18 protein-coding genes are annotated in these 22,121 nt (G+C 64.0%); 3 read left to right on the top strand and 15 right to left on the bottom strand.

The genetic code is table 11. The features are described 5' to 3' along the window. Positions 1-5: 5 nt before the first annotated feature. From ACM43_RS19565 to ACM43_RS19555, 3 genes are read right to left on the bottom strand one after another with little or no spacing between them, the layout of a single operon-like run. A complete protein-coding gene (locus ACM43_RS19565; protein WP_271542179.1) occupies positions 6-1,199 on the bottom strand; it encodes an acetate/propionate family kinase in 1,194 nt (397 codons plus the stop codon). Positions 1,200-1,204: 5 nt separating this feature from the next. After that, on the bottom strand, positions 1,205-2,167 hold the full coding sequence (locus tag ACM43_RS19560; protein WP_157284353.1) for a phosphate acetyltransferase: 963 nt from the start codon (positions 2,165-2,167) through the stop codon (positions 1,205-1,207). A gap of 29 nt (positions 2,168-2,196) precedes the next feature. Next, a complete protein-coding gene (locus tag ACM43_RS19555) occupies positions 2,197-4,425 on the bottom strand; it encodes a DUF3141 domain-containing protein (protein WP_271542178.1) in 2,229 nt (742 codons plus the stop codon). Positions 4,426-4,579: 154 nt separating this feature from the next. Here ACM43_RS19555 and ACM43_RS19550 point away from each other — a divergent pair, with 154 nt between their 5' ends. After that, positions 4,580-5,098, top strand: coding sequence for a GNAT family N-acetyltransferase (locus ACM43_RS19550; RefSeq protein ID WP_333919458.1), 519 nt, complete (start codon positions 4,580-4,582; stop codon positions 5,096-5,098). Positions 5,099-5,118: 20 nt separating this feature from the next. Here ACM43_RS19550 and ACM43_RS19545 read toward each other — a convergent pair whose 3' ends face one another. The 7 genes from ACM43_RS19545 to ACM43_RS19515 form a co-directional block, all read right to left on the bottom strand. Next, positions 5,119-5,577, bottom strand: a complete 459-nt coding sequence (locus ACM43_RS19545; protein ID WP_271542176.1) for a hypothetical protein — start codon at positions 5,575-5,577, stop codon at positions 5,119-5,121. Beyond that, complete coding sequence (locus tag ACM43_RS19540; RefSeq protein WP_271542175.1) at positions 5,561-6,478, bottom strand: DUF2950 domain-containing protein; 918 nt, start codon at positions 6,476-6,478, stop codon at positions 5,561-5,563. Before ACM43_RS19540 ends, ACM43_RS19545 begins: the two co-directional genes overlap by 17 nt. Beyond that, on the bottom strand, positions 6,475-8,157 hold the full coding sequence (locus ACM43_RS19535) for a DUF3300 domain-containing protein (RefSeq protein ID WP_271542174.1): 1,683 nt from the start codon (positions 8,155-8,157) through the stop codon (positions 6,475-6,477). The genes ACM43_RS19540 and ACM43_RS19535 overlap by 4 nt, the downstream gene beginning before the upstream one ends. A 112-nt stretch (positions 8,158-8,269) precedes the next feature. Further along, positions 8,270-9,250 (bottom strand): ABC transporter substrate-binding protein, encoded by a 981-nt coding sequence (locus ACM43_RS19530; RefSeq protein ID WP_271542173.1) that lies wholly within the window; start codon positions 9,248-9,250, stop codon positions 8,270-8,272. A gap of 92 nt (positions 9,251-9,342) precedes the next feature. Next, entirely contained in the window at positions 9,343-11,235 is a 1,893-nt protein-coding gene (locus ACM43_RS19525) for a sensor histidine kinase (protein ID WP_271542172.1), read from the bottom strand. A gap of 123 nt (positions 11,236-11,358) precedes the next feature. Beyond that, positions 11,359-12,594: an HlyD family secretion protein gene (locus tag ACM43_RS19520; RefSeq protein WP_271542171.1), complete on the bottom strand. Its 1,236-nt coding sequence runs from the start codon at positions 12,592-12,594 to the stop codon at positions 11,359-11,361. Next, positions 12,587-13,012: a hypothetical protein gene (locus ACM43_RS19515; protein ID WP_271542296.1), complete on the bottom strand. Its 426-nt coding sequence runs from the start codon at positions 13,010-13,012 to the stop codon at positions 12,587-12,589. Before ACM43_RS19515 ends, ACM43_RS19520 begins: the two co-directional genes overlap by 8 nt. 160 nt (positions 13,013-13,172) lie before the next feature. Here ACM43_RS19515 and ACM43_RS19510 point away from each other — a divergent pair, with 160 nt between their 5' ends. Continuing rightward, positions 13,173-13,625 (top strand): hypothetical protein, encoded by a 453-nt coding sequence (locus tag ACM43_RS19510; RefSeq protein ID WP_271542170.1) that lies wholly within the window; start codon positions 13,173-13,175, stop codon positions 13,623-13,625. Positions 13,626-13,642: 17 nt separating this feature from the next. Then, a complete protein-coding gene (gene ppk2 / locus ACM43_RS19505) occupies positions 13,643-14,443 on the top strand; it encodes a polyphosphate kinase 2 (protein ID WP_157284331.1) in 801 nt (266 codons plus the stop codon). 163 nt (positions 14,444-14,606) lie between these two features. Here ppk2 and ACM43_RS19500 read toward each other — a convergent pair whose 3' ends face one another. The 5 genes from ACM43_RS19500 to ACM43_RS19480 form a co-directional block, all read right to left on the bottom strand. Next, a complete protein-coding gene (locus tag ACM43_RS19500) occupies positions 14,607-15,047 on the bottom strand; it encodes a hypothetical protein (protein WP_271542169.1) in 441 nt (146 codons plus the stop codon). Between the two features lie 15 nt (positions 15,048-15,062). After that, on the bottom strand, positions 15,063-16,763 hold the full coding sequence (locus ACM43_RS19495) for an aspartate:alanine exchanger family transporter (protein ID WP_271542168.1): 1,701 nt from the start codon (positions 16,761-16,763) through the stop codon (positions 15,063-15,065). 18 nt (positions 16,764-16,781) lie between these two features. Further along, positions 16,782-19,535 (bottom strand): decarboxylase, encoded by a 2,754-nt coding sequence (locus ACM43_RS19490; RefSeq protein ID WP_271542167.1) that lies wholly within the window; start codon positions 19,533-19,535, stop codon positions 16,782-16,784. Between the two features lie 135 nt (positions 19,536-19,670). Continuing rightward, a complete protein-coding gene (locus tag ACM43_RS19485) occupies positions 19,671-21,374 on the bottom strand; it encodes a SulP family inorganic anion transporter (RefSeq protein ID WP_271542166.1) in 1,704 nt (567 codons plus the stop codon). Continuing rightward, complete coding sequence (locus ACM43_RS19480) at positions 21,371-22,051, bottom strand: YoaK family protein (protein ID WP_271542294.1); 681 nt, start codon at positions 22,049-22,051, stop codon at positions 21,371-21,373. Before ACM43_RS19480 ends, ACM43_RS19485 begins: the two co-directional genes overlap by 4 nt. Positions 22,052-22,121: the final 70 nt, after the last annotated feature.

Below are 22,121 nucleotides of genomic sequence, written 5' to 3'. Positions count from 1 at the left end.
CCCTCTCATGTCTGGGGTTGACCGTTCATCAACAGCGTCAGCGTGTGCTGCGCAATCATGAGCTCCTCGTCGGTCGGGACGACGTAGACCGGAATGAGACTCGCCTTTGCCGATATCAGCCGCGAATGGCGCGTGTTCTCGGCCGGGTCGAGTGTCACGCCAAGCCAGCCGAGCTGCTCCGCCACACGCGCGCGGATGCCGCTCGAGTTCTCGCCGATGCCGGCGGTGAAGACGAAGGCATCGATACCCTGCAGCGCCGCCGCCAGCATGCCGGCGTTGAGGCCGATGCGATAGACGAAATAGTCCACCGCCAGTTTCGCTTGCGGATCAAGGCTCGCCTCCAGCTCGCGCATGTCGTTGCTGAGCCCGGAAAGCCCCTTCAATCCGCAATCGCGATAGAGGAAATCCTGCACCTTCGATGGCGTCATCCCCTTCTCGGACAATAGATACAGCACGACCCCGGGATCGAGCTGGCCCGGGCGCGTGCCCATCGGCAGCCCATCGAGCGCGGTAAATCCCATCGTGCTCTCGACGCTCAACCCATTTTTCATCGCACACATCGACGCACCACTGCCGAGATGCGCGACAATCACCCGGCGCTTTGCGATGTCTGGCGCGATCTGCGGCAGGGCCCTGGAGATGTATTCATAGGAGAGCCCGTGAAAGCCGTAGCGTCGCACACCTTCGGTGTGAAGCTGGTAAGGGATGGCGTAATGATCGGCCAGCGGACCGTGCGTGCGGTGAAACGCGGTGTCGAAGCAAGCGACCTGGGGTATCGTCGGGAAATTGGCGAGGATCGAGCGGATCGGCGCCAGATTGTGCGGCTGATGTAGCGGCGCCAACGTGACGAAGCGTTCCAGCCGTGCCACCACGCCATGATCGACGACGATTGGCCGCTCATAATCCGGCCCGCCATGGACGACGCGATGCCCGACCGCCAACGGATGGATGCGCGCCTCGTTCCGCAGCCATTCCCCCGCGACTTGCATCGCCGCCGGCACGTCCGGAATGGTCTCGATCGGATAGGCCCGGTCCGCCATGGGATCATTGCCTGCCCTGCTCGCCCGCAAGCGCGGACGGCTGCCGATGCCGTCCACCTGCCCCTTGATCAGGCGGCGCAGAACGCCCTCACCCTCGACCGCAAAGACCTGGAACTTGACGCTCGAGGAGCCGGCGTTGACGACGAGGATGCTGTCCATGGCGGTCACGCCGCGACTGTCGGCGCCTTCTGGCGCCGCGCGTGAGCATAAAGTGCAGCAACTGCGCAGGACGCCATCCGTGCTCTTGGGCTGTCCGCACGCGAGGTCAGGACGACGGGGACGCGCGCGCCGAGCACAATGCCGGCGCCGTCGGCCTTGGCGAAATAGGCGAGGTTCTTGGCCAACATGTTGCCCGCTTCGAGGTCGGGCACGACCAGGATCTGAGCGCGGCCGGCCACCTCGGACTTGATGCCCTTGATCCGCGCGGATTCGAGGTCGATCGCGTTGTCGAACGCCAGCGGCCCGTCGAGCACGCCGCCCGTGATCTGGCCGCGATCCGCCATCTTGCAGAGCGCCGCGGCCTCGATCGTGGACGGAATTTTCGAGGTGACCGTTTCGACTGCGGAGAGGATGGCCACCCGCGGCAACTTGCCGAAGCCCGCCTGATTGTAGAGGTCGATCGCGTTCTGAATGATGTCCCGCTTGGCGTCCAGATCTGGGAAGATGTTGATGGCGGCGTCAGTGACGAAGATCGTCTCGGCGTAGGCCGGCACATCCATGACGAAAACGTGGCTGATGCGCCGATCGGTGCGCAGCCCCCCGACCTTGGCCGTGACGGCCCGCATCAGCTCGTCGGTGTGCAGGCTGCCCTTCATGAGCAATTCGCCCTGCGCGGCATGGATCAATTCGACACCCTTCGCCGCGGCATCGTCGCTGTGCGCGGCATCCACGATCTCATAACCCGAGATGTCCAGGCCGAACGTGCCAGCCGTATCCCGGATCTTCCGCTCCGGTCCGACCAGGAGCGGCCGGATGATGCCGGCAGACGCGCTGTCGACAGCGCCGCGCAAGGATGTCTCATCGCAGGGATGCACCACGACGGTCGGCGTCGGCGGGATTGCCTTGGCAGCGGCGATCAGACGATCATACTTGCTGGGAGACTGCGTGGCCGTCGCATCTGCTGACATGATGTCGCTCCCGATCCTTGCAACTCGCGCTACGACGCCTTCGCCTTGGGATCGAAAGGGGCAACGTTCGACGCCCTTTCGGTACCTTCCGCGGAGTCGAGGCCAAACAGGCCAGCGATCTGCCGCAGCCGGTTTGCGCGCTCGCCGGTGACATCCGCACTGGCCGACAGCACCTGCTCGATCGCCTCGAATGCTGCGCGGCGAACGTTCATGTCGTCAGGCAGCAATTTCGGGATTGCAGCGAGCGCCCCTTCCCGGTCGAGCAGCAGCATGAAGAACTGCTCGCGTACCAGCATCTTGAACTCGGCAAGAGACATGCGTGCGCCGCCATGATCCCGGCGGACCCGGCGCAGAGCCTCGATGCTGCGTTCGTCCACCATCCCCCGTGCCGAGCCGACATAGAGCAAAGCGCGCAACGCCGCTTCACGGAGGCCGCCCTCACCGATCCGCGACTTCAGCTCGGCAATGCGCTTCTCGAGCATGGTGCGATGCTCGGCGGACATCTCACGCCGACGCGACGGCGTGGACGTCGGATCGATCCCGACCGCCGCCTGGAGCGCCGGGGATCCGTAGACGCTGAGGAACATCGCTTCGCTGAGCGCCTCCTGTGAATCGCGCCAGCTGTCGAGGGCGTGAACGACCTGCTTCGAGATCTGCTCCTGGAACGCCAGGAACGGATTGTCCGCAGCGACCGGCTTGCGCTTCTCGGCGGCCTTCTCGGCCAATGATTTCACCGTCGCCATGAAAGGATTCTGGCTGCTGAACAGCTCGTATTGCAGCCGCAGCGGATGCATGTTGTGAGCCCATTCGGCCATCTGTGGCGTCACCATGCGCTTGAGCCATGGCTGGACGAATTTTCGATAGGCCGCCAGGTTGATTTCCGAGATTCGTTTGGCGGTGGCAAAGCGTCGCTCGTCCTCAGGCGAATTGCCGCCCATGGCGCGGATGTCGTCGAGCGTCCGCGCTTCGCAGCGCATCACCCACTGGCCGACGACCAGATCCGAACTTGCGGTTTCCTCATCCTTCGCCTCGAAAGTCGCTTCATAGAGTCCGGGCGGCAGAACGTCGATGAGGTCGATGTTGCTGGAAAATTCCGCGTGCTCCTTCTTGGCAACGCCGCCCGAGACGAAGATGCCGAGATGGCCGATGTTCTGGTGCACGGTGTAGACGATGGTCTGGCCATAGGCCCTGATCTCATCGACATCGGCATAGCAATCGAGGATCCAATGCAGCGCCTGCTGCGGCGGCGTGATGTTGTCGCCCTCCGAGCAGAACACCACGATCGGGGATCTGATGTTGCGAAGGTCGACCTTCCGGCCATCGGACATTTCGATGTTGCCGGCCGCGAGGTTGTTGCCGACGAACAGCTCATCGACGATGAATTGGATCTCCTCGGCGTTCAGGTTGACGTGGCCGCCCCACCAACGCTCGAATTCGAGATAACGATCCGCCTCGGTGTCGACCTTGGAATAGACGTTGTATTGCTTGGTCCAGAGCGTATTCGACGGGTTCTGGTTCTCGAAGTTCTGCACCAGCCAAGCACCATCGAACTTGCCGGCGCCGAGATCGGAGGTCAGGGCCGTCAACCAGCTTCCGCCCAACAGCCCGCCCGAGTAGCGCATCGGATATTTTCCATGCACGCCGGCCCAATAGGCCAGCGGCGCGCCGGCGATGATCAGCGGGCCGAATAGCTCGGGACGTAGCGAGGCCAGGATCATGACGGCCCATCCGGCCTGGCAATTGCCTATCACGCAGGGCTTGCCGTCGGCATCCGGGTGAAGGCTCATGACCTTTTCGATGAAGATGGCTTCGGCACGCGCGATGCGCTCGATGGTCTGACCGGGCATCGGGTCCGGCAGGAAGCCGATGAAATAGCAGGGATGGCCTGCCTTCATCGCCACCCCGATCTCGCTGTCGGCCTTGAAGCCGCCGATGCCGGGGCCGTGGCCCGCACGCGGATCGACCACGACGAACGGCCGCCGGTTCATGTCGATCTCGACGTTGGCGGGCGGAACGATGCGCACCAGCGCGTAATTGACGGGTTCGGCGAGCTGGCGCCCGTCGATGATCAACTCCGCCGCATATTGCAGAACATGCGGGGCGGTTTGCGCGAGGTGCTCCCTGTACTGGTCCCCGCGCCGGCGCATGATATCCAGGAACAGGATACTGCGCTGTCCCGCATCGACGAGGTATTCGACTGCCGAGGCGACCAGCCCCGACATGGGACCGCCCGGAATTTGCATCTTGTGCATGGACATGTTCTCGACCTCTCCGTCGCCTTGGCCAATTGACGGCGCTGAGCGAGGACGAACGTTGATCTAGGTCAAGATGATCTGCACGCTTCGGAGGCGTCTATCCTGCATTATAGGGCAAGAGACCCGGCCGGGCGGTTTTGAAAGAGCGACATCGACAATGTCCCAAGCTGCAACTTACAGCGTGCAAACCGTGCTGAAGGACAGCACCCCGATCCAGGTCCGCGCGCTTCGCGCCAGCGACGAGGCGGACATGCTCGCCGCCGTCGCGCGTACAGGACCGCAGTCGCTGCAGAACCGGTTCTTCGTTTTGAAACGGCATTTCTCCGAGAAGGAGCGCGCCTTCTTCATGGACGTGGATTTCAGCAATCACGTCGCGCTGGCCGCTCTCGCCGAAGAACAGGGGCGATACACCATTGTCGGCGGCGGCCGGTATGTCGTCATCGAGCCCGGCCAGGCCGAGATGGCCTTCGTCGTGGTGGATGCCTGGCAAGGTCGCGGCGTGGGCTCGCTGTTGTTGAAGCATCTGACGGAGATTGCGCGCGCGCAAGGTCTACGAGAGCTCGTGGCCGAGGTTCTATCCGACAACGGAGCCATGCGAACCGTGTTCGCGAAGGCGGGCTTCAAGCCTGCGCGGAGTGACGATCCGAGAACCGTGCGCCTGTCGCTCTTGCTTTGATCGCGCGAGCGGCCTGAGCCTCACCTCAAAGCGATCGTGATCCGACTGATATTGGCCGCCAACTCGAGCCCCGCCTTCGGGCCTTGCAGCACCATCGTGACGCCCTTTTCGTTGCGGAGGTGCACACCGTTGGCGCCGCCGACCAGCGCAAAGCCGCCGCCGACGGAGCTGTAGTTGCCGGCGAAGTCACTGACCTCCCGGATGCCGGATGCCCAGCCGTCGAGGCGGCCGACAGTTGCACCGACCGTGATGCCCAAGCTCACGCCGCTGACCTTGAAGGGATAGGTCTTGCCCCGGTACGTCAACACGCCGCTGCCCACGCCACCGCCGGCCAGGACTCCCGCTTTGACGATCTTCACTCTGACCTGACCGGTGGCCTGCGCGAAGGACGGCGCCGCCGGCAGGGTCAGCCCGAGCGCGAGCAGGAGCAGCGCGATCAGGCGAAATGCGCGCACGCGCGGCTCAGGGTTTTGCGGCATCGACCTTCTTCCAGGTCTCGTCGGGATCGAACAATGTTGTGCGCTCGGCGATGAACGCCGTGCGCTTGCCGAGATCCTTCTGATAGACGACGCCGTCATGATTGACCAAGAAGGTCATCACGCCCGAATTGCCGTATTCCGCGGGCCAGGCGATCAGGGCGAAGCCGCCGATCATCTTGCCCTTGACGACGTAGTTGAGCGCACCACCGGGTGCGTCCCGCCCCTGCCCTTTGAGGATTCGGAAGTAATAGCCGTGATAAGGTGCAGGGCCTACATCGCCGCCGCGATAGCCCTCCTTCGAGGCTTCGGCCGCGAGCGCGCCGAGCGGACTCGGGTCGCTGTCGTCGCGCCAGAACAGGCCGTCCTTCTTGCCGGGCGAGGAGACGATGCGCTGCGCGTAGACGCCGACGCCTTCGCCGCGGTCCTTTTCCGCATATTCGTTTTGCGCGTCGACGAAGGCGAGCGCGGTCTGGATCGCGTCGAGCTCGTTGCGGCCGATGCGACGGCGCAGCACCTCGATGCGTCCCTCGTCGGTGTCAAACGCCCAGCCCGTCCTGGTGTTGACCAGCGGAATTGGAAACGGGAAGTCGTCCGGCCCGAGCATCAAGGTAGCAGTCTTGTTACCCTCCGCCTTGATGCCGTGCTTGGCGTCGTACATCGCAGTGAAGCGCGCCCGAATGTCGTTGTCGGCAACCTCGTCACCGGACGACACGATGTCCTCCGCATTCCTGCCGAGCACTTTCAAGATGTCTTTCGGGCCGCTCTTGACCGCGGCGGCAAGGGCAGACGCGGCCTCTTCCGGTGTCTTGTAGGATTCCTGCGCGAGAGAGGCCGATCCGAGCAGCGCGAGCACGAGGACGCCGGGCATCAGCGCACGGCTAAACGATCTCAGACCGGTCATGGCATCACCTCCGCAGGAATCTTCGCGCCGCCGGCGAGCCAGTCGCGATAGGTGCGGAACGTCAGGCCGAGTTTTTCGTAGTGGACGCGCAGATAGCCGTCGCTGCCGCGGGTCACGGCAGCGGGCATCGCCTGCTCGACCTCCTGCGCCATCACGCCGACATAGGCCTTATCGGTGCCGATATAGCTGAAGCGATAATAGCCAAGGCCGTTCGAGAGGTGTCCGAGCAGGACGATGTCATGCTTGAGCGCGATATCCGAGCGCCGGCCGCCGCCGCCACCGCCACGGAAGCCGCCTCCGCCGCCACGCATCGCCATTCCGCCACCGCCGCCGCGCCCGGCAAAGCTTGGTCCGCCGCCGCCACCGCGCGGCATGCTCGCCATGCTGGCACGGCCGCGTGCGGATGCTGCGGCAGCCGAGCGGCCGGAGGAGACGTTCATGGCACCGCCACGATTGCCGCCGCCGCGATTGGCCGCACCGCCGCCGGCGCGGTTCGCAGCCTTGGCGCGATCGCCGCCACCCTTGGTCGCGCCCTTGGCACGATCACCGGCACCGGCACGATCGCCGCCGCCGGGCCGGTCGCGCGTCCCTGCGCTGGGGCGATCGCCCGCGCCCGGACGGTCGCCACGATTGCCGGCGCGATCACCTGCGCGATCCCCAGCGCGATCTCCTGGACCGCCGCGATCACCCGCACGATCTCCCGCCCGGTCCCCGGCACCCTGGTCGGGACGCAGCACCTGGTTGCCGTCGCGGCCGCGGAAATCCATCCGGTCCGACACGCCGGACTTCAGATTGTTGTTGCCGAAGCGCTGCTGAACATTGCTGTTGTTGTAGCGGACACCGCCGCGATGCGCCGGATTGTGCTGCCAGCCATTGCCGATGTTCGTGGTGCGATGGTTGACATAGACGTTGCGGTTACCCCAGTTGCAGCCGCCGCCCCAGTAATTGCCCCAGCGTCCGATCGCCCAGGCCGTGCCGAAGGCGATGCCGGCCGCAACCACGCCGGCGCCGATATAGGACGGGTAGCCCCAGTAATACGGCGGATACTCCGCATAGGGCCAGCTGCCGTAGACGGTCGCCGGGTCGTAATACGGCACGTACATCGCCGCGGGATCGGCCTGCTGGATGACGACGACCTGCTTGCCTTCCTGAGACTGGACGCTGACCTTCTGCTGCTTGGTGGTGACGAGCTTCTTGTTGTCATAGGCCTTGTTGCGCAGACGCTGGATCGCGTCCATCACGTCGGGCTGCTGCGCGAGGAACGCATCGCCGAGCTTCTTGGTCCAGTCGAGCTGATCGCTCATCATCACGAGGACATCGGCGGTGCTGGCCAGTGCCTTGACGCTGTCATCCCAGCCCTGCTTCTCCACTTCCGTCTTCAGCGCATCGCCCTTCAGGCCCTTGCGCTCCTTCAGCCAGCGGTCGGCCTGCACCACTTCCAGCGGATAGGTGGAGGCGGCCAGTACATTGGCGAGCAACTCGTCGGGATAAAGCGCGATCGGTGCGACGAGGGCCTCGAGCTGCTCGGGCTTCAAGAGCTCGGCCGTCGGCGCAGGCGGACTGGCAGGCTGCGCCTGCGTCGTCGGCGCTGCAGGTGTCGTTGTGATCTGCGCCGTCGCAGCGACCGAGGTCGACATCAAGAGCGCCAGCGCCATCAGGATCTTGCCGCAACGAAACATCACATCCTCCCTCGGACTTCAGTGCGGAAGGATCAAGCCGGGGCGCAGGCATTTGTTGATCGAGATCAACGAAACGGGTCATCGCGGCTGCTGCAGCGCAAAGATCGAATTATCATTCGATCAGCTCGGCATCCAGCAGAAGCCGGTTCGGCACCGTCAGGCCGAGGGCCGTGGCGGTCTTCATGTTGATGACGAGCTCAAACCTGGTGGCAAATTGCACCGGGAGAGTGCTGATATCGGCACCTCGCAGGAGGCGGTCGACATAGCCGGCGCCATCACGAAATTGCTGGGTGAGATCTGCACCATACGACATCAGTCCGCCATTCGACGCGTAGAAGCGGACTGCGAAGATGGCGGGCACGCGCCGCTGCGCCAGCAATGCAATGGCCATCGTGCTGTGGGTTCCGAAGAAGCCGCCATCCGGCAGCACGACGAGGCCGCCGCCTGTGCGCGCCGCCGTCTCGATCACTCCCGCGATCTCCGGACCGCTGCGAACGCTCGCACCGGCAATCTTGAGGCCGAGACGGCCTTCCATCTGGTGCGCCGCTTGAACATAGAACGGTCCGTAGGGTGCCGATTCCGGATTGAACAGCAGGGCCGCATGGCTCATTCCCGGCACCATGTCCTTCAAGAGGCCGAGCCACTTCCCGCTCATCGAATGCTCATAGAGCGAAAAGCCGGTCAGATTTCCGGCCGGCCGGGCCAGATTGGCGACAAGCCCCGTCCCTACCGGATCGGAAAGCCCCACGAAGACGATCGGAATGCGCTGCGTTGCATCGCGCAGCGCCCGTGTTGATCCCGTACTGGTCGAGAACAGCACGTCCGGCGCCGCGGCGACGAGCTCGAGCGCCTCCAACTTCTGGCGCGCCGGATCGGGGCCCGGCCAGCGCACCTCCAGGCGGTAGTTCTGGTTGGCGACCCAGCCTCGATCGGTGAGACCCTGCTGAAAGGCATCCACGCGCATTTGCGCCCCGGGATCACCAGCGACATTGCCCGTCAGCACGCCGACGGCGGGCATTCGGTCCTGGGCTTTCGCCAGGACCGGCAATGCAGCGGCAGCACCAACCAGCCTCATGAAGTCACGACGTCTCATACGCCTCACGCTCGCCCGTCGTACTTGTCATGCGACTGAGAGAGAACGGCTTCAGCGTCGTGATGTTTGATCAAGATCAAGATACCGCCCGCTCAGCGAGCGGTCGGAAGCCTGATCGTGAACAGCGCGCCGCCCGCAGGCTGGTTCGCCGCGGCGATTGTGCCGTGATGGGCCTCGACGATGGTTCTGGCGATCGCGAGGCCCATGCCCATGCCGTGCGGTTTGGTCGTGAAGAACGGATCAAACAGACTTGCGAGATCGGAGGCGGGTATTCCGGGCCCGGTGTCGGCGATCCTGATCTCGGCCTGATTGCCGGTGCTGAGCGTCGACACGCTGACCTCCCGCTTTCCGGCGTCCGCATCGGAAATCGCATCCATTGCGTTGATGATCAGGTTGAGAATGACCTGCTGAAGCTGGACCGGATCTCCCTTGACGTGAAGGCCGGCCAGGGCCGGCACATAGCTCAACGTGATCCGGCGCCCCTGAGCGAGGGCCTTCACGAGATCGATTGCTTCGCGCACCGTATCGTTGAGCTCGATGGTCTTGATCTCGAACGGGACCTTTTTCAGGATGCTGCGCAGCCTGCGGATCACCTCGCTCGCCCGTTGGTCGTCCCGTCTGATGTCGGCGAGGATCTGCTGGATCTCGACCAGATCCGGCTGGGCAGCCTTGAGCATGAGCTCTGCCGTTTCGGCATTGGTCAGGATCGATCCGAGTGGCTGGTTCAATTCATGCGCGATCGAGGTCGTCAGCTCGCCAACGGCCGAGTAGCGGTTGACGTGGGCGAGTTCCGTCAGCCGATGGCGCGATTCAACTTCGGCAACCTGCCGGCGGCGTCGCTCGTGCAGGAGCCCGCTGATGAGCCCGGCCTGGACCAGGAACACGGCCGCGATCATCAGCATCTGCCAGTGATAGCGCTGCCAGATGCTCGGCTCGCGAAACAGGATTGCGCTTCCCGGCGGCAGACGACTCTCGCTGATGCCCCAGCGCTGCAACTCCCGCCAATCGTAACGCGGCGCAGCGAAGGCGGTCGGCACATATGTGATGCTCGAAGGTTTCGCGCCGCCGAGGATACCGATCGCGGCGCTGACGGTCCGCGACGTCGTTTCCCGAACCAAGTGCATCGGTCCCCCGACTGCGCCCTCGCCGAAAAACGGCTCCTGGTAAGAAAAGATCGGGGCGTTCGCGACGGCATGCAGTTTGCGCAGGGCCCAGTCGTTCTCATAGACCACCCCGGCCGAATCGACGGACATCAGCCCCCAAAACAGCGCGGTGTGGGACGGCAGCTTTGACGAGCGCTTCAGGATCTCCTCGAAGGACAAATCCGAGTACCAGACGAGTTCGATCCGCTCCGCGAGAGGCTTCAGCTCCCGCTTCAGCTCCTCCGTCCAAAACCTCTCGAGTGGCGAGGCACCGATGACGATCGCAACCGATTTGGTATCAGGCAGAACCTGAAGAATGTTATCGAAGGCCGCGACGAAATCGTTGCGGACGGCCACGACGACATCGTTGTCGCCGAGATCGGCGCGATCGATTAGCCGATCCTCGACTGCAGATAGAATCAGTGGCGCATCGGGGAACAGCCTGGCGCGGTATTTCTGCGCGAACCGGGCTGCAGGCGCGCCGATGCTCACGACGATGTCGGGCGTCGCGCCGTGGTACAGCGAGTGCAGATACTCGACGAAGGGCGCCTCGGGACCAGGATTGTTGAAGCGCGCGGTGAGTAGCGCGTGCTCCTGGATATCGAGTGGCCAGGGCGATTGCCGCTCGAGCTCGGCCTTGATGTCACGCGCATAGTCGCTCCACGGCCGAAACTCCCGGCCGAAGGAATGCAGCAACAGCACGCGCTTGAGCTCGCCTCGCCGGGTCCGCTCGAGGGCACCGGCTTGCCCGGACGACAGGCACTCGGCCATGAGCAGGCCGAGACAGAGCAACGCGGCCGCGAGCCGCAGCTTCAGCCGGACGATGGACGCGCCCCCGCTCATGCTAGACACTCGCAGGTTACCGCAGCTGCTTGCCAGTCAATTCTAGCCCGGATCGCCCCATGCGGACAGTCCCGGACTGCAGCATGATCGTTTCTTGCGCCTGCTGGTGTGCCCCGGGTAAGTTCAATGCCCGCCGCTCAGCACGAGCGTCTGGATCGGCAGCAACAGCGCCTGGATCCGCAGCAGCAGCGCATGGACGAGGCCGACGCCATCCACGACATGCAACGCGATCTTCCGGCTGGTCGGGGTGTCCTTGGCCGAGATCTCCTCGTGATTGCTGGTGTAGGCATTGACCACGCAGCTCGAGCCCGGCGTGACACCGTCGAGACCGCCCTTGTAAAGCGGCTCCAGAAACACCAGGATGGTGCCGGGACGGACCGCGTTCTGCGGATCGATGAGCTGCTCGCCGGTGCGGAACTGTCCGGCCGCGATATAGTCCTGCACCGTCGTGATCACCATCGGGATGATCACCCATGGCTTGGAGATGCAGGTCGCTTCCGCGACCATGCCTTCCTTCATGACCTGCGCCTCGATCTGGCCGAAACCGGCCTGGAGCGCCTTGCGGCCCGCTCCCTCCGGAACGAGAACGCCGGCCGGGCGCATCAGCTGGTTGACGACGTCGCCGGGGCGAACCAGGAACTGCTCGACCCGTCCGTCGACGCCGGCACGCACATAAGTCTTGTCGAGGTCGACCTGAGCCTGATCGAGCGCGGCTTCTGCGCTGGCCTTTTGGGCCGGCAGCAGAACGGAGACCTGCAAGGACGCCGATTGCTTCGCGGCCGTTGCAGCATCGATGCCGGACTGGCGCTGATCGACCAGCACCTGGAGCTTGTCGATGTCACGCTGCGGAACGATGCCGGGATTGCGGCGCTGCAGCTCGGTCTTCACCTCGAGCTCGTCCTTGGCCTGCTGGTAGTTCGCCTTCGCCTCCCCGAGCTGCGCCTCGGCCTTGACAACATCGGCCTGCGCCGTCTGCACGGCGGCATCGACCTCCGCAATCTTGCGCCTGGCGGTTTCGACCGCAGCCTTTTGCTTCGCGCTGTCGAGGATGAACAGCACGTCGCCCTGCTTGACGGGTGCGCTGAAGGGGACCTTGACCTCGGCAACACGGCCCGAGCCCTCGGGAAGGATCGGCACGGTGCGGAAGTACAGTGTCGCCGACGACGTCGCCGGATGGAAGTAGAAGATCATGGTGATCAACGACACCGTGAGCATCAGGCAGGCCGTGATGCCCCAGCGCAGTTCGTACCAGACTGAAAAGAAGGTGATTTCCTTGCCGAAGCGCTTGCCCTGGGCGTAGCGACGGTAGAGGTAATCCGGCAGGATCGTGACGAGGGAGCAGATCAGCAGCTCAAGCATGACTGCGCTCCTTCTCCTTGGCGGGTCCCGGCTTGCCCGCAGGAGGCGGCGCGACGGCTGCCTCGGCCTGGACTTCCTCCGCATCGGAGGCCGGCGTCGCGTCGGCGATCTTCTCGACCGATCCGGCAATGCTGCGCAGCGGCGTGCCGAAATCCGGAAGATCGATCATCGCGAGGAGCAGGCCGGCGATCCAGAAGATGTGCATGTGCGTGAACAGCGAGATCAGGCCGAGCACAGCAACGAGCTCGAACTGCAATTTCTGCGATTTGTGCGCCATGCGCTCGGGCAGGCTGTGCAGCTTCCAATAGAGCGTGCCGATCCAGAGCACGGTGCCGATCAGGAATACGCCCATCACCACCATCAGCGTGTCGGTCCCGCTTCCCGGTGCGAGATAGAACGGCAGATGATGCGGTGCCATCGGATGAAGCTGCTCGCTCAAACGTCTCTCCCGATTAAAACGTACATGGGCGGCACTGTGGTCGGGCATGTTCGCATTTGTTTGATTTGAGTCAAGGAACCGCAGCCGAGCCAACCTAGCATCTGCAGCATGCTGATCGCGCAATCACCAGGAGCCGCCCATGCCCGGCCTAGACGATCTCATCCCCAGCGCTGCCCAGATTCGTAAGGAAGCCGCCCTCAAGGAGGCCGAAAAGGCGGAGGAATATGTACGCCTTGCCGCCGCGGCCGAGGCGGAGAAGCATGCCTTGATCGAGCGCTTGAGCAAACCCTCGGGAAAGACCGAGGAGGAAAAGATCAAGCTCGCCTCGACCGTCATCCAGCGCGCGGTGCGCAACGGCCTCACGGAAGTGCTGGTCTATCGTTTCCCCAACTCGCTGTGCACGGACAAGGGCCGCGCCATCAATCAGATGGAAAAGGGCTGGGAGAACACCCTGACGGGGATTCCCAAGGAAATCTTCCAGCTCTGGACCGACTATCTGAAGCCGCGCGGCTATCGCATCGCCTATCAGATCATCGATTTTCCCGGGGGCGTGCCCGGCGACATCGGCGTGACCATTTCCTGGGACGATTAGCAACAGGTGGGATCGGCATGGCGAAGGACGGCCCTGCAGAGCGGATGAAGCGGAAGGATTACGAGAAGGAGCTCGAGAAGCTCCAGGTCGAGCTGTGCCATCTCCAGGACTACGTGCGGGAAAACAAGCTCCGCGTCATCGTCCTGTTCGAGGGTCGGGACGCTGCCGGCAAAGGCGGCACGATCAAGGCGATCACCGAGAAGGTCAGCCCGCGCGTGTTCCGGGTCGTCGCCCTGCCCGCGCCGTCCGACCGCGAGAAGACGCAGTTGTTCTTCCAGCGCTATATGGAGAGGTTTCCGGCCGGCGGCGAGATCGTGATCTTCGACCGGAGCTGGTACAACCGCGCCGGTGTCGAGTACGTCATGGGCTTCTGCACCCCCGCCGAGCACGAGCGTTTCCTCAACCTGTGCCCGCAGATGGAGAAATACGTCATCGACGGCGGCATCATCCTGATCAAGATCTGGCTCGAGGTCGGCATGGACGAGCAGGAGCGCCGTTTCAAGGCCCGCATCGACGACCCGGTCCGGCAGTGGAAGCTCAGCCCGATGGACCTGGAATCCTTCCGTCGCTGGTACGACTATTCGCGCGCGCGCGACCTGATGCTGAAGAAGACCAGCACGAAGGATGCGCCCTGGCACATCGTCCGCTCCGACGACAAACGAAGGGCGCGGCTGAACTGCATCGCCCACATTCTAGGCGCCATCCCCTACCAGCGCATCAAGAAGGACAAGATCACGCTGCCGAAGCGCTCCGACAAGGGACGCTACAACGACCAGGCCAGCCTCAAGAAAATGAGTTTCGTCGCGCAGCGCTATTGAGCAGCATCGGGCCGCTAAAGCGCGACGCGATTGGGAAGAATCGTCATCGCGCTTTAGGTTGTTGTCTGAGCATGTTCTATTCGGAAAACCGCTACACACTTTTCCGGATCATGCTTTAGGGGCCCGATGCTGCCGTCGATCGCTCAATAACCATACGACCCCTTCAACTCGATTTCAGGCGGATCGTGACGCCACCGACGGCAGCCGATACTTCCGCGCCGACCCGCGGGCCGCTGAGCTGGAGGATCACGCCATTGCTGTTTTGCAACTGAACGGCGCCGGCACCTGCGGCGATTGCCCCGCCCGCTCCTCCCACGGCATAAGAGCCTTCGATCGACGCCGGCCCCTTCAGATTGAGCGCGCGGCCGACGAACTTCGTGGTCGACGCTCCGATGGTGAGGCCCACGCTCATGCCAGACACCGTGAATGGGTATTTCTTGCCCCGGTAGACCAGAACGCCCTCACCGCCACCGGCGCCGACGATGAAGCCACCCTTGGTGAAGACGACCGCGACCTGACCGGTGTCGGCACGCGCGGACGTGCTGAAGCCAGAAACGGCGGCGAGCGAAGCGACCAGGACGGCGCCGAAGGACAATTTTCTCATGACGTGTCTTCCCCCTTATTGAGCCAGGATCATCGCGAAGTAGCCGAAGATGGTGAGAAGGATGCCCGAGACGGCATAGCCGACCGGGAATCCGATCCAGGGCACGGAGCTCTGGATCTCGACCGCGGCCTCGCGGCACGGGCCGGAATGCGAGCGCGCGCCGGCAACGCCGCCCATCAGCACCGCCGGGTTGATCTTGAAGACGTGGTATCCGATCGCCCAGACGATGAACGGCGGGATCGTGCACGCGATGAAGCCGACGATGAAGATCTTGAGCGCGAGCGCGCCGGTGAGCTGAGCCAACAGGCCGGCGCCGGCATTGACCCCGACGATCGCGACGAACACGACGAGGCCGAGATCCTCGAGCACGTTTCGTGCCGCGTTCGGCGTATTGCCGAAGAAGCGCAGCCGCGACACGACCGAGGACACGATCACGCCGGACAGCAACAGCCCGCCGGCATTGCCGAGACCGACCTTGGCACCGAAGGCGGGGAATTCGATCATGCCGATCAGGAAGCCGATGATCATGCCGACCGACAGGGTCAGCAGATCGGTCGAGGTGTTGGCGCGCGCGATGCGGCCCCACATCTCGCCGAGCTCGTTGACCGCCGACTTGAGGCCGACCACCGAGACGATGTCCATGCGCTCCAGCTTGGTCTTGAGACCGGCCGGGATCTGCACCCCGCCCCGCTCGACCTTGGTCACCTGCAGCTGGCCGGCGATGGCCGTGTCGCGGAAGGACTCGAAGGTCCGCCCGACCACGTCCTTATTGAAGACGACGATTTCGGCCTGGTCCATGGGTATACCGAGCGTCTTGGCATCGGCGACCTCCGGACCAATCAGGCCCATCTTCTCAGTCAGATGCTCGGTCGATCCGCCCAGCGCGACGATATCGCCCTTCTGCAGCACGAGCTCGGGATCAGCACCCTGCGGCTCGCCGTTACGTCCCACATTGACGATCCGGTATTCCGGATTCATCGAGCGGAACTTGGCAATACTCATTCCGACCGTCGCGGGATTTTCGAGCCGATAGGCCCGCAGGCCGAACTGACGGTAGCCGGTCAGGGCGCCGCCTTCGAGATCTTTGACGCCGAACTCCTGCTCATACTTCTTGGCGGCGGCCTTGGCATCGACGCCCCACCAGCGCGGCAGGTATTTGCAGATCAGGATGATGCCGACGGTGCCCCAAATGTAGGTAATGCCGTAGGACAAAGCGATCATGCCGGAGGCATCCTCGGGCTTCATCCCGGCAGGCAGTTTCACGACTCCCGACGTGACGGCCTGCTCGGCCGAACCGATCGCCGCCGACATGGTCTGAGAGCCCGCAAGCATGCCGCCGGCCGCACCGGGCGGGAGCGCGAAGAGCTTCGCTCCAAGCACGACAAGGGTCAGGCCGATCACACTCGACACCACCGCGAGGAACAAGAATTTGATCCCGTCGCCCCGCAGGCTGTTGACGAAGGACGGACCTACGCGCAGGCCGACGCCGTACATGAAGAGATAGTAGAACAGGCTCTTGGCGAAGTTGTTCAACTCCAGCTTCACGCCATAGCTGGATGCCCAGACCGAGATGCCCGCGCCGACCACGATGGCACCGGCGACCATGCCGAGGCCATAGCCCTTGATGCTGGCCCGGCCGATATAAACGGCGAGACCGACGACGAAGAACAGCAGCAGATATGGATACTGCTGCAGGAACTGGAAAAATGACTGCATATTGGTCCCCTCCAAGCCCTAGGATGCGGCCTTGAGCTTCGTTTGCGCGCCGGGCTTTGGCCGGCCGAGCTTGGCCAATGCCTCGGTGCGCACGAGCTTCAAGCCTTCCTTGGCGTCGTAACCGTGGATCTCCTTCACATCGAGCTTGCGCATGAAGTCGATGGTCTCCTGCGTGATGACCTGGCCGGGCACCATGATCGGGAAGCCCGGCGGATACGGGATCACGAAATTGGCCGAGACGAGTTCGGGCCCGGCCTTCAGCCGCCCGTCGATCTCGGGATCATTGAGGCGGAGGTGCTCGCAGCCGGCGACGTCATAGGCCGCGTAGAAGCCGCTGCGGATGTCGCCTTCATTGGTCTTGGTGCCGGCATCGCCGCGAAAGCTCGGGTGGAAATGCGAGAAATTCGGCAGGTCCGGCACGTCCTTCATCAGGCTCGTCACCCGTGCCTCGAAGGTCTTCCGCGCATTGGCACCGCCCTGGGCAAGGCCGCGGTCGATCTCGCCCGCGATCTCGGCGAGCACGCGGACGAGATGGGCGACGTCGCTGCGGGTGTTGTTGATGTTGGACTGGACCAGGACCGAGTTGCGTGAGGTCTTGTTGACCTGGATGTTGTACTCGTTGGCGAGAATGCCCTTGAACTGCGTCCCATCATAGCCGGCCATGCCGCACACCAGCGTCATGCGGGTCGGGTCGAGGCAGAACTCGTCCTCGTCTAGGCTCTTCAGTGTACTCGCCCAGTTGACGCCGGGGGCGAGGAAGTCGGTGAAGCCGCTCTGGCGGTACTGCGCCGGCACCATGGTGTCGGCCCCGAGGATGCGGAAATATTTCGAGATCAGCGGATTGTTATTGACTGCCTGGCGGATCGCGAACGCGATCTCGATGGCATTGGCGACCAGGCCATAGCCCTCCAGCTCCATCTGCCGCCGCGAGATGTCGAGGCTCGCGATCAGCTGCTGGTTCGGACTGGTCGAGGCGTGGGTGAACACCGCCTCCTTGAACTGCTGCTCGACCGTGTGGAATTCGACGTCCTTGACCGAGAGCATCGAGCCCTGGCGGATCGCCGACATCGACTTGTGAGTCGAGTTGGTCTGGTAGACGCGCAGCCGGATCTGTCTGGGATCCGGGATCAGCCGGGTCTTGAGCAGCATCTCGTCGGACGGGTTCTTGCCGAGCTCGGCCTGCTGCTTCTCATAGGCCTCGACCGACTTGGGATGGCGCATCCATGCCTCGATCTCGTTGGCGGCGCCAAGTCCGGTACGGCGGCGCAGGAACGGCGAGAACCGCGCGAAGCCGAACCAGGCTTCGTCCCAGAGGAAGATCAGATCGGGCTTGATGGCGAGGCATTCCTCCATCACCCGCCTTGTGTTGTAGATGTGGCCGTCGAAGGTGCAGTTGGTCAGGTCGACCATCTTGACGCGGTCGAGCCGGCCGTCGGCCTTGGCGCCCAGCAGCGCCTGCTTGATGGTCTTCAGCGGCACCGCGCCGTACATCGAATATTCCGTCATCGGGAAGGCTTCGACGTAGAGCGGCTGCGCGCCGGCCAGCACCATGCCGTAGTGATGCGACTTGTGGCAATTGCGGTCGACGATCGCGATGTCGCCGGGCGCGAGCAGCGCCTGCACCGCCATCTTGTTCGATGTCGAGGTGCCGTTGGTGACGAAGAAGACGCGGTCGGCGCCCAGCGCCCTCGCCGCCTTCTCCTGCGCCTTCTTGACGTTGCCGGTCGGCTCCAACATGCTGTCGAGACCGCCGGTGGTGGCGCTGCTCTCGGCCAGGAACAGGTTCGGGCCGTAGAACTCGCCCATGTCCCGGATCCAGTCGGACTTGAAGATCGACTTACCGCGCGCGATCGGCAGCGCATGGAAGGTGCCGATCGGACGCTGGGCGTATTTCTTGAGATTGTCGAAGAACGGCGTGTCGTAGCGATCCTGGATGCCTTCCAGGATCGACAGATGCAGCTCCAGCAGCTCTTCAACGGAATAGAAGATGCGGCGGACCACATCCGCCTCGGGATTGCCTGCGAGCTCCTCCACGTCCCGGTTCGAGATCATGTAAAGGTCGAGCTCGGGCCTGACGCGCTTGATGATCTGGGCGAGCCGCAGCGCCGAGGCGTCGGTTTCGTCGATGAGACCGGCCGAGGCCATGATCGAGCGCAACACCGGCGCATCGTGGCGCGAACGCAGGCCAAAGCCCTCGTTGATGATGACGGCTCCAATGTTCGGATTGAGCATCGTCGCGCAGAAGGCGTCCTCCAGGCTGCCGACGATGACAGGTTCGTACACGAAGGCATCGACCGGGCGCCGCAGCTTGCGCCATTCAGTAGCCAGTGCCGGCCACTGGCTCGATGATACGCCGGTGACGATCAGGGTCTCGAAATACGGCCTGCGCGCGCTGTGCGCGCCAAAGGCCGGCGGCACCAGTTCGGGCGCATCGCCATCGCCGTCATCCTTGGCGCTCCAGTCGCCGGCATGCTGGCGGAAGGATCGTGTCGCCAGTGCCTGGGCAATTCGCGTCGCAAGGGCGAACGATGACGCGCCATCGCCGGCGACTGCTGCTTCCCGCAGCGCCGCCATGAGGTGCGGACCGGGATAGCCGTGAAATTCTTCGGTGATCGAAAGATCGGCCAGTGCCGCGTCATAGGCTGCGCGATTGCCCACGCGCGCCCAGGTCTTTGCTGCTTCCACAAGCTCGCGCCAGTCGTCTGCCCGCGCGCCCGGGCCCGAAAAGAACTGGTCGATACGCTTCTGTGCGGGCTTGGCGTCTTTGGACATCTCTCTCTCCCGATCCTTTACCGAAGGTGATGCGGGATCGTGGGTGCGGCGCGGCTCGCTCCATTGATCCAAGTCAACGGTCACGTGCATTCCTGCGAGCCGTCGCCATGCCGTTCGCAGCGCAACACGAAAACGTCAGCCCCTTCGTTGGGCGACGCTCGTCTGATCATCGCCGAGCAGGCTGTCGAGCGACCGCAGCCACTGGCCGCTGTCGGTCTTGTCTGCGAGCCCTTCGGCGCGCAGGAGGTCGCGGAGCTGCGCATGAGCGCCGACGATGCAGAAGGTCACCCTGCGTGACGCAAGCTCGTCGTAGAGATCACGCAGCATGCGCGCACCGGCCAGATCGATATAGGGCGACGCCGAGAGGTCGCAGGCGACCAGCCGGACGCCGGGCGACCTCCGGAGCGCAGTCAGGACGGTTTCCAGGATCGTCTCGGCATTGATGTAGAGCAGCGAGGCTTCGGGCCGGAAAGCGATGATCCCGACCAGCGGCTCGATGCCCTCATGTCTGGCGCTATCCGAATAACGGCCGCTGCCGGGCAGGCGGCCGAGGAACGCGACATTCGGCTGCGAGGCCCGCGCCAACAACAGGAAGATCGAGGCGATCGACGCCAGCAGAACGCCCTGGAGGATGCCGAGCAACAAAACGGAGATCAGCGCAATCGCCGCTGCGTAGAAATCGATCCGGCTGACCTGCCACATTCGCAGCAGCGCCCGGACGTCGACCAGCCTGTAGACGGCGGCGATGACGATCGCCGCGAGCACCGCCTTGGGCAGGTTGGTCAGCAGCCCCGTGAAGAACAGCAGGCACAGCCCGAGCGCCACCGAGCAGATCACCAGCGCCAGCGGCGTCCGTGCGCCGGCATTGTCGTTGACGGCCGATTGCGACAGACCGCCCGCGACGGGATAGCCATGGCCGAAGGCGGCGGCGAGGTTCGCCGCGCCCAGCCCCAGGAACTCCTGTCTAACGTCGAGCGCATAACCGTGCTTGGCGGCAAAGCTGCGCGCCGCTGATACGCCTTCGATATAGGCAAGCAGCACGCAGCCTGCCGCGAGCGGGAACAGGTCGTCGAATTCCAGCAGCCCGAATGTCGGGGGTCCCAGCGTCGGCAGCCCTTCCGGTATCTTCCCGGTGACGGGCACACCGAGGGCGGGCAAGCCCAGGAGCGTTGCCGATGCGATCGCGAGTGCAACGACGGTGATGCCGACGGGTTTTCCCGGCAGAAGCCGTTCGCCAAGCAGAAGCAGCAGCAGCGCGATCGCGCCGATGCCCAGCACAAGCAGATCGATGCCGCCGAGCTGCCCGGACAGCTTGATGGCGCGATCGAAGAAATTGTGGCCGCCGCCAGCGATGCCGAGCAGGCTCGGCAACTGGCTCATGATGATGGTGAGCCCTGCCCCCGCCTTGAAGCCGACCAGGATGCTGTCACTGACGAGGCGCACCAGCACGCTAAGCTTGAACAGCCAGGCAATGAAGCACAGCACGGCCACTGCAAAGGCCGTAAGGCTTGCGATCTGCGCATAGCGGACCGCATCGCCTCCCGCAAGGGCGCCGACGGTTCCGGCGATCATCAGGGAGATCGCCGAGGTCGGGCCGATCGCGAGCTGGCGCGACGCCCCAAACAAGGCATAGCCGATGCCCCCGAGCATGTAACCATAGACGCCGATCTGCGGCGGCAGGCCCGCGAGCGCGGCATAGGCGAGCGAGACCGGAATGGCGTAGGCGGCGAGCGTGATGCCGGCGATCGCGTCGGAGGGCAGCCATTCGCGTCGGTAGGCCGCGAGCCATTCGGCCGGTGGAAAGAATCGCGTCCAGGTCGGGGCGGATGGCCGGTTCATCGCCCCTCCTCCGAACGGAACGCCTCGCAGCGCAGCAGCACAATCAACAGCGCCACCACGGGCAGGCCCAACGCGAGATCGGGGATGCTCTTGGTCGCAAAGGCACCGGCGGCGGCACCGAAGCCGAACACGGCGCACAATGCGAAGAAGATGCCGGAGCGGCGCAGCGCTCCCAACGGCGCACCGCCTGCTGCGACTGCGAAGACATTCTCGATCGCCTGACGCATATTGCCGGTGATCATCACCGTGCTGCACACAGTGCCTTCGACCTTGACGAACATCGCGGCCTGCATCGCCGCCACGGCGGAAATACCGAGCGTGCCGGCCAGATCGGGCAACCGATTATGCAGGATGCCGATCGCTATCAAGAGCAGGATCTCGATCAACGTGCTGATCGCGCTGGCCCGCTCGTCCGCTACGCGGCGCAGCCAGGCTGCAAGCACGATTCCGATCGCGAAAGCCAGGATCGGTGGCACAAAGTGCAAGGCCTTAGTCCAGTTGCCGGCCATCGCATAGACCCAGAGGAAGATCAGATTGGCCGTCTGGGCGTTCGCCATCACACCGTGGATGATCCAGGTATAGGCATCGATATAGCCGCCGGCAAAGGCGAGCAGCAGGACGATCCCGACCGTCTCATCGCGGCGGATCGCGCCGGCTGCGAGGTCCATGGTACTCATGTCGGAAAAATGGGCTGTCGCGAACATTCCATCGGGTCATAGGCGCCGCCACGTCGCCGCGAAGGCTTGA

Source organism: Bradyrhizobium sp. CCBAU 45321 (assembly GCF_028128975.1).
GTDB lineage: Bacteria > Pseudomonadota > Alphaproteobacteria > Rhizobiales > Xanthobacteraceae > Bradyrhizobium > Bradyrhizobium yuanmingense.
This window is presented reverse-complemented; position numbering and strand designations above follow the sequence as displayed.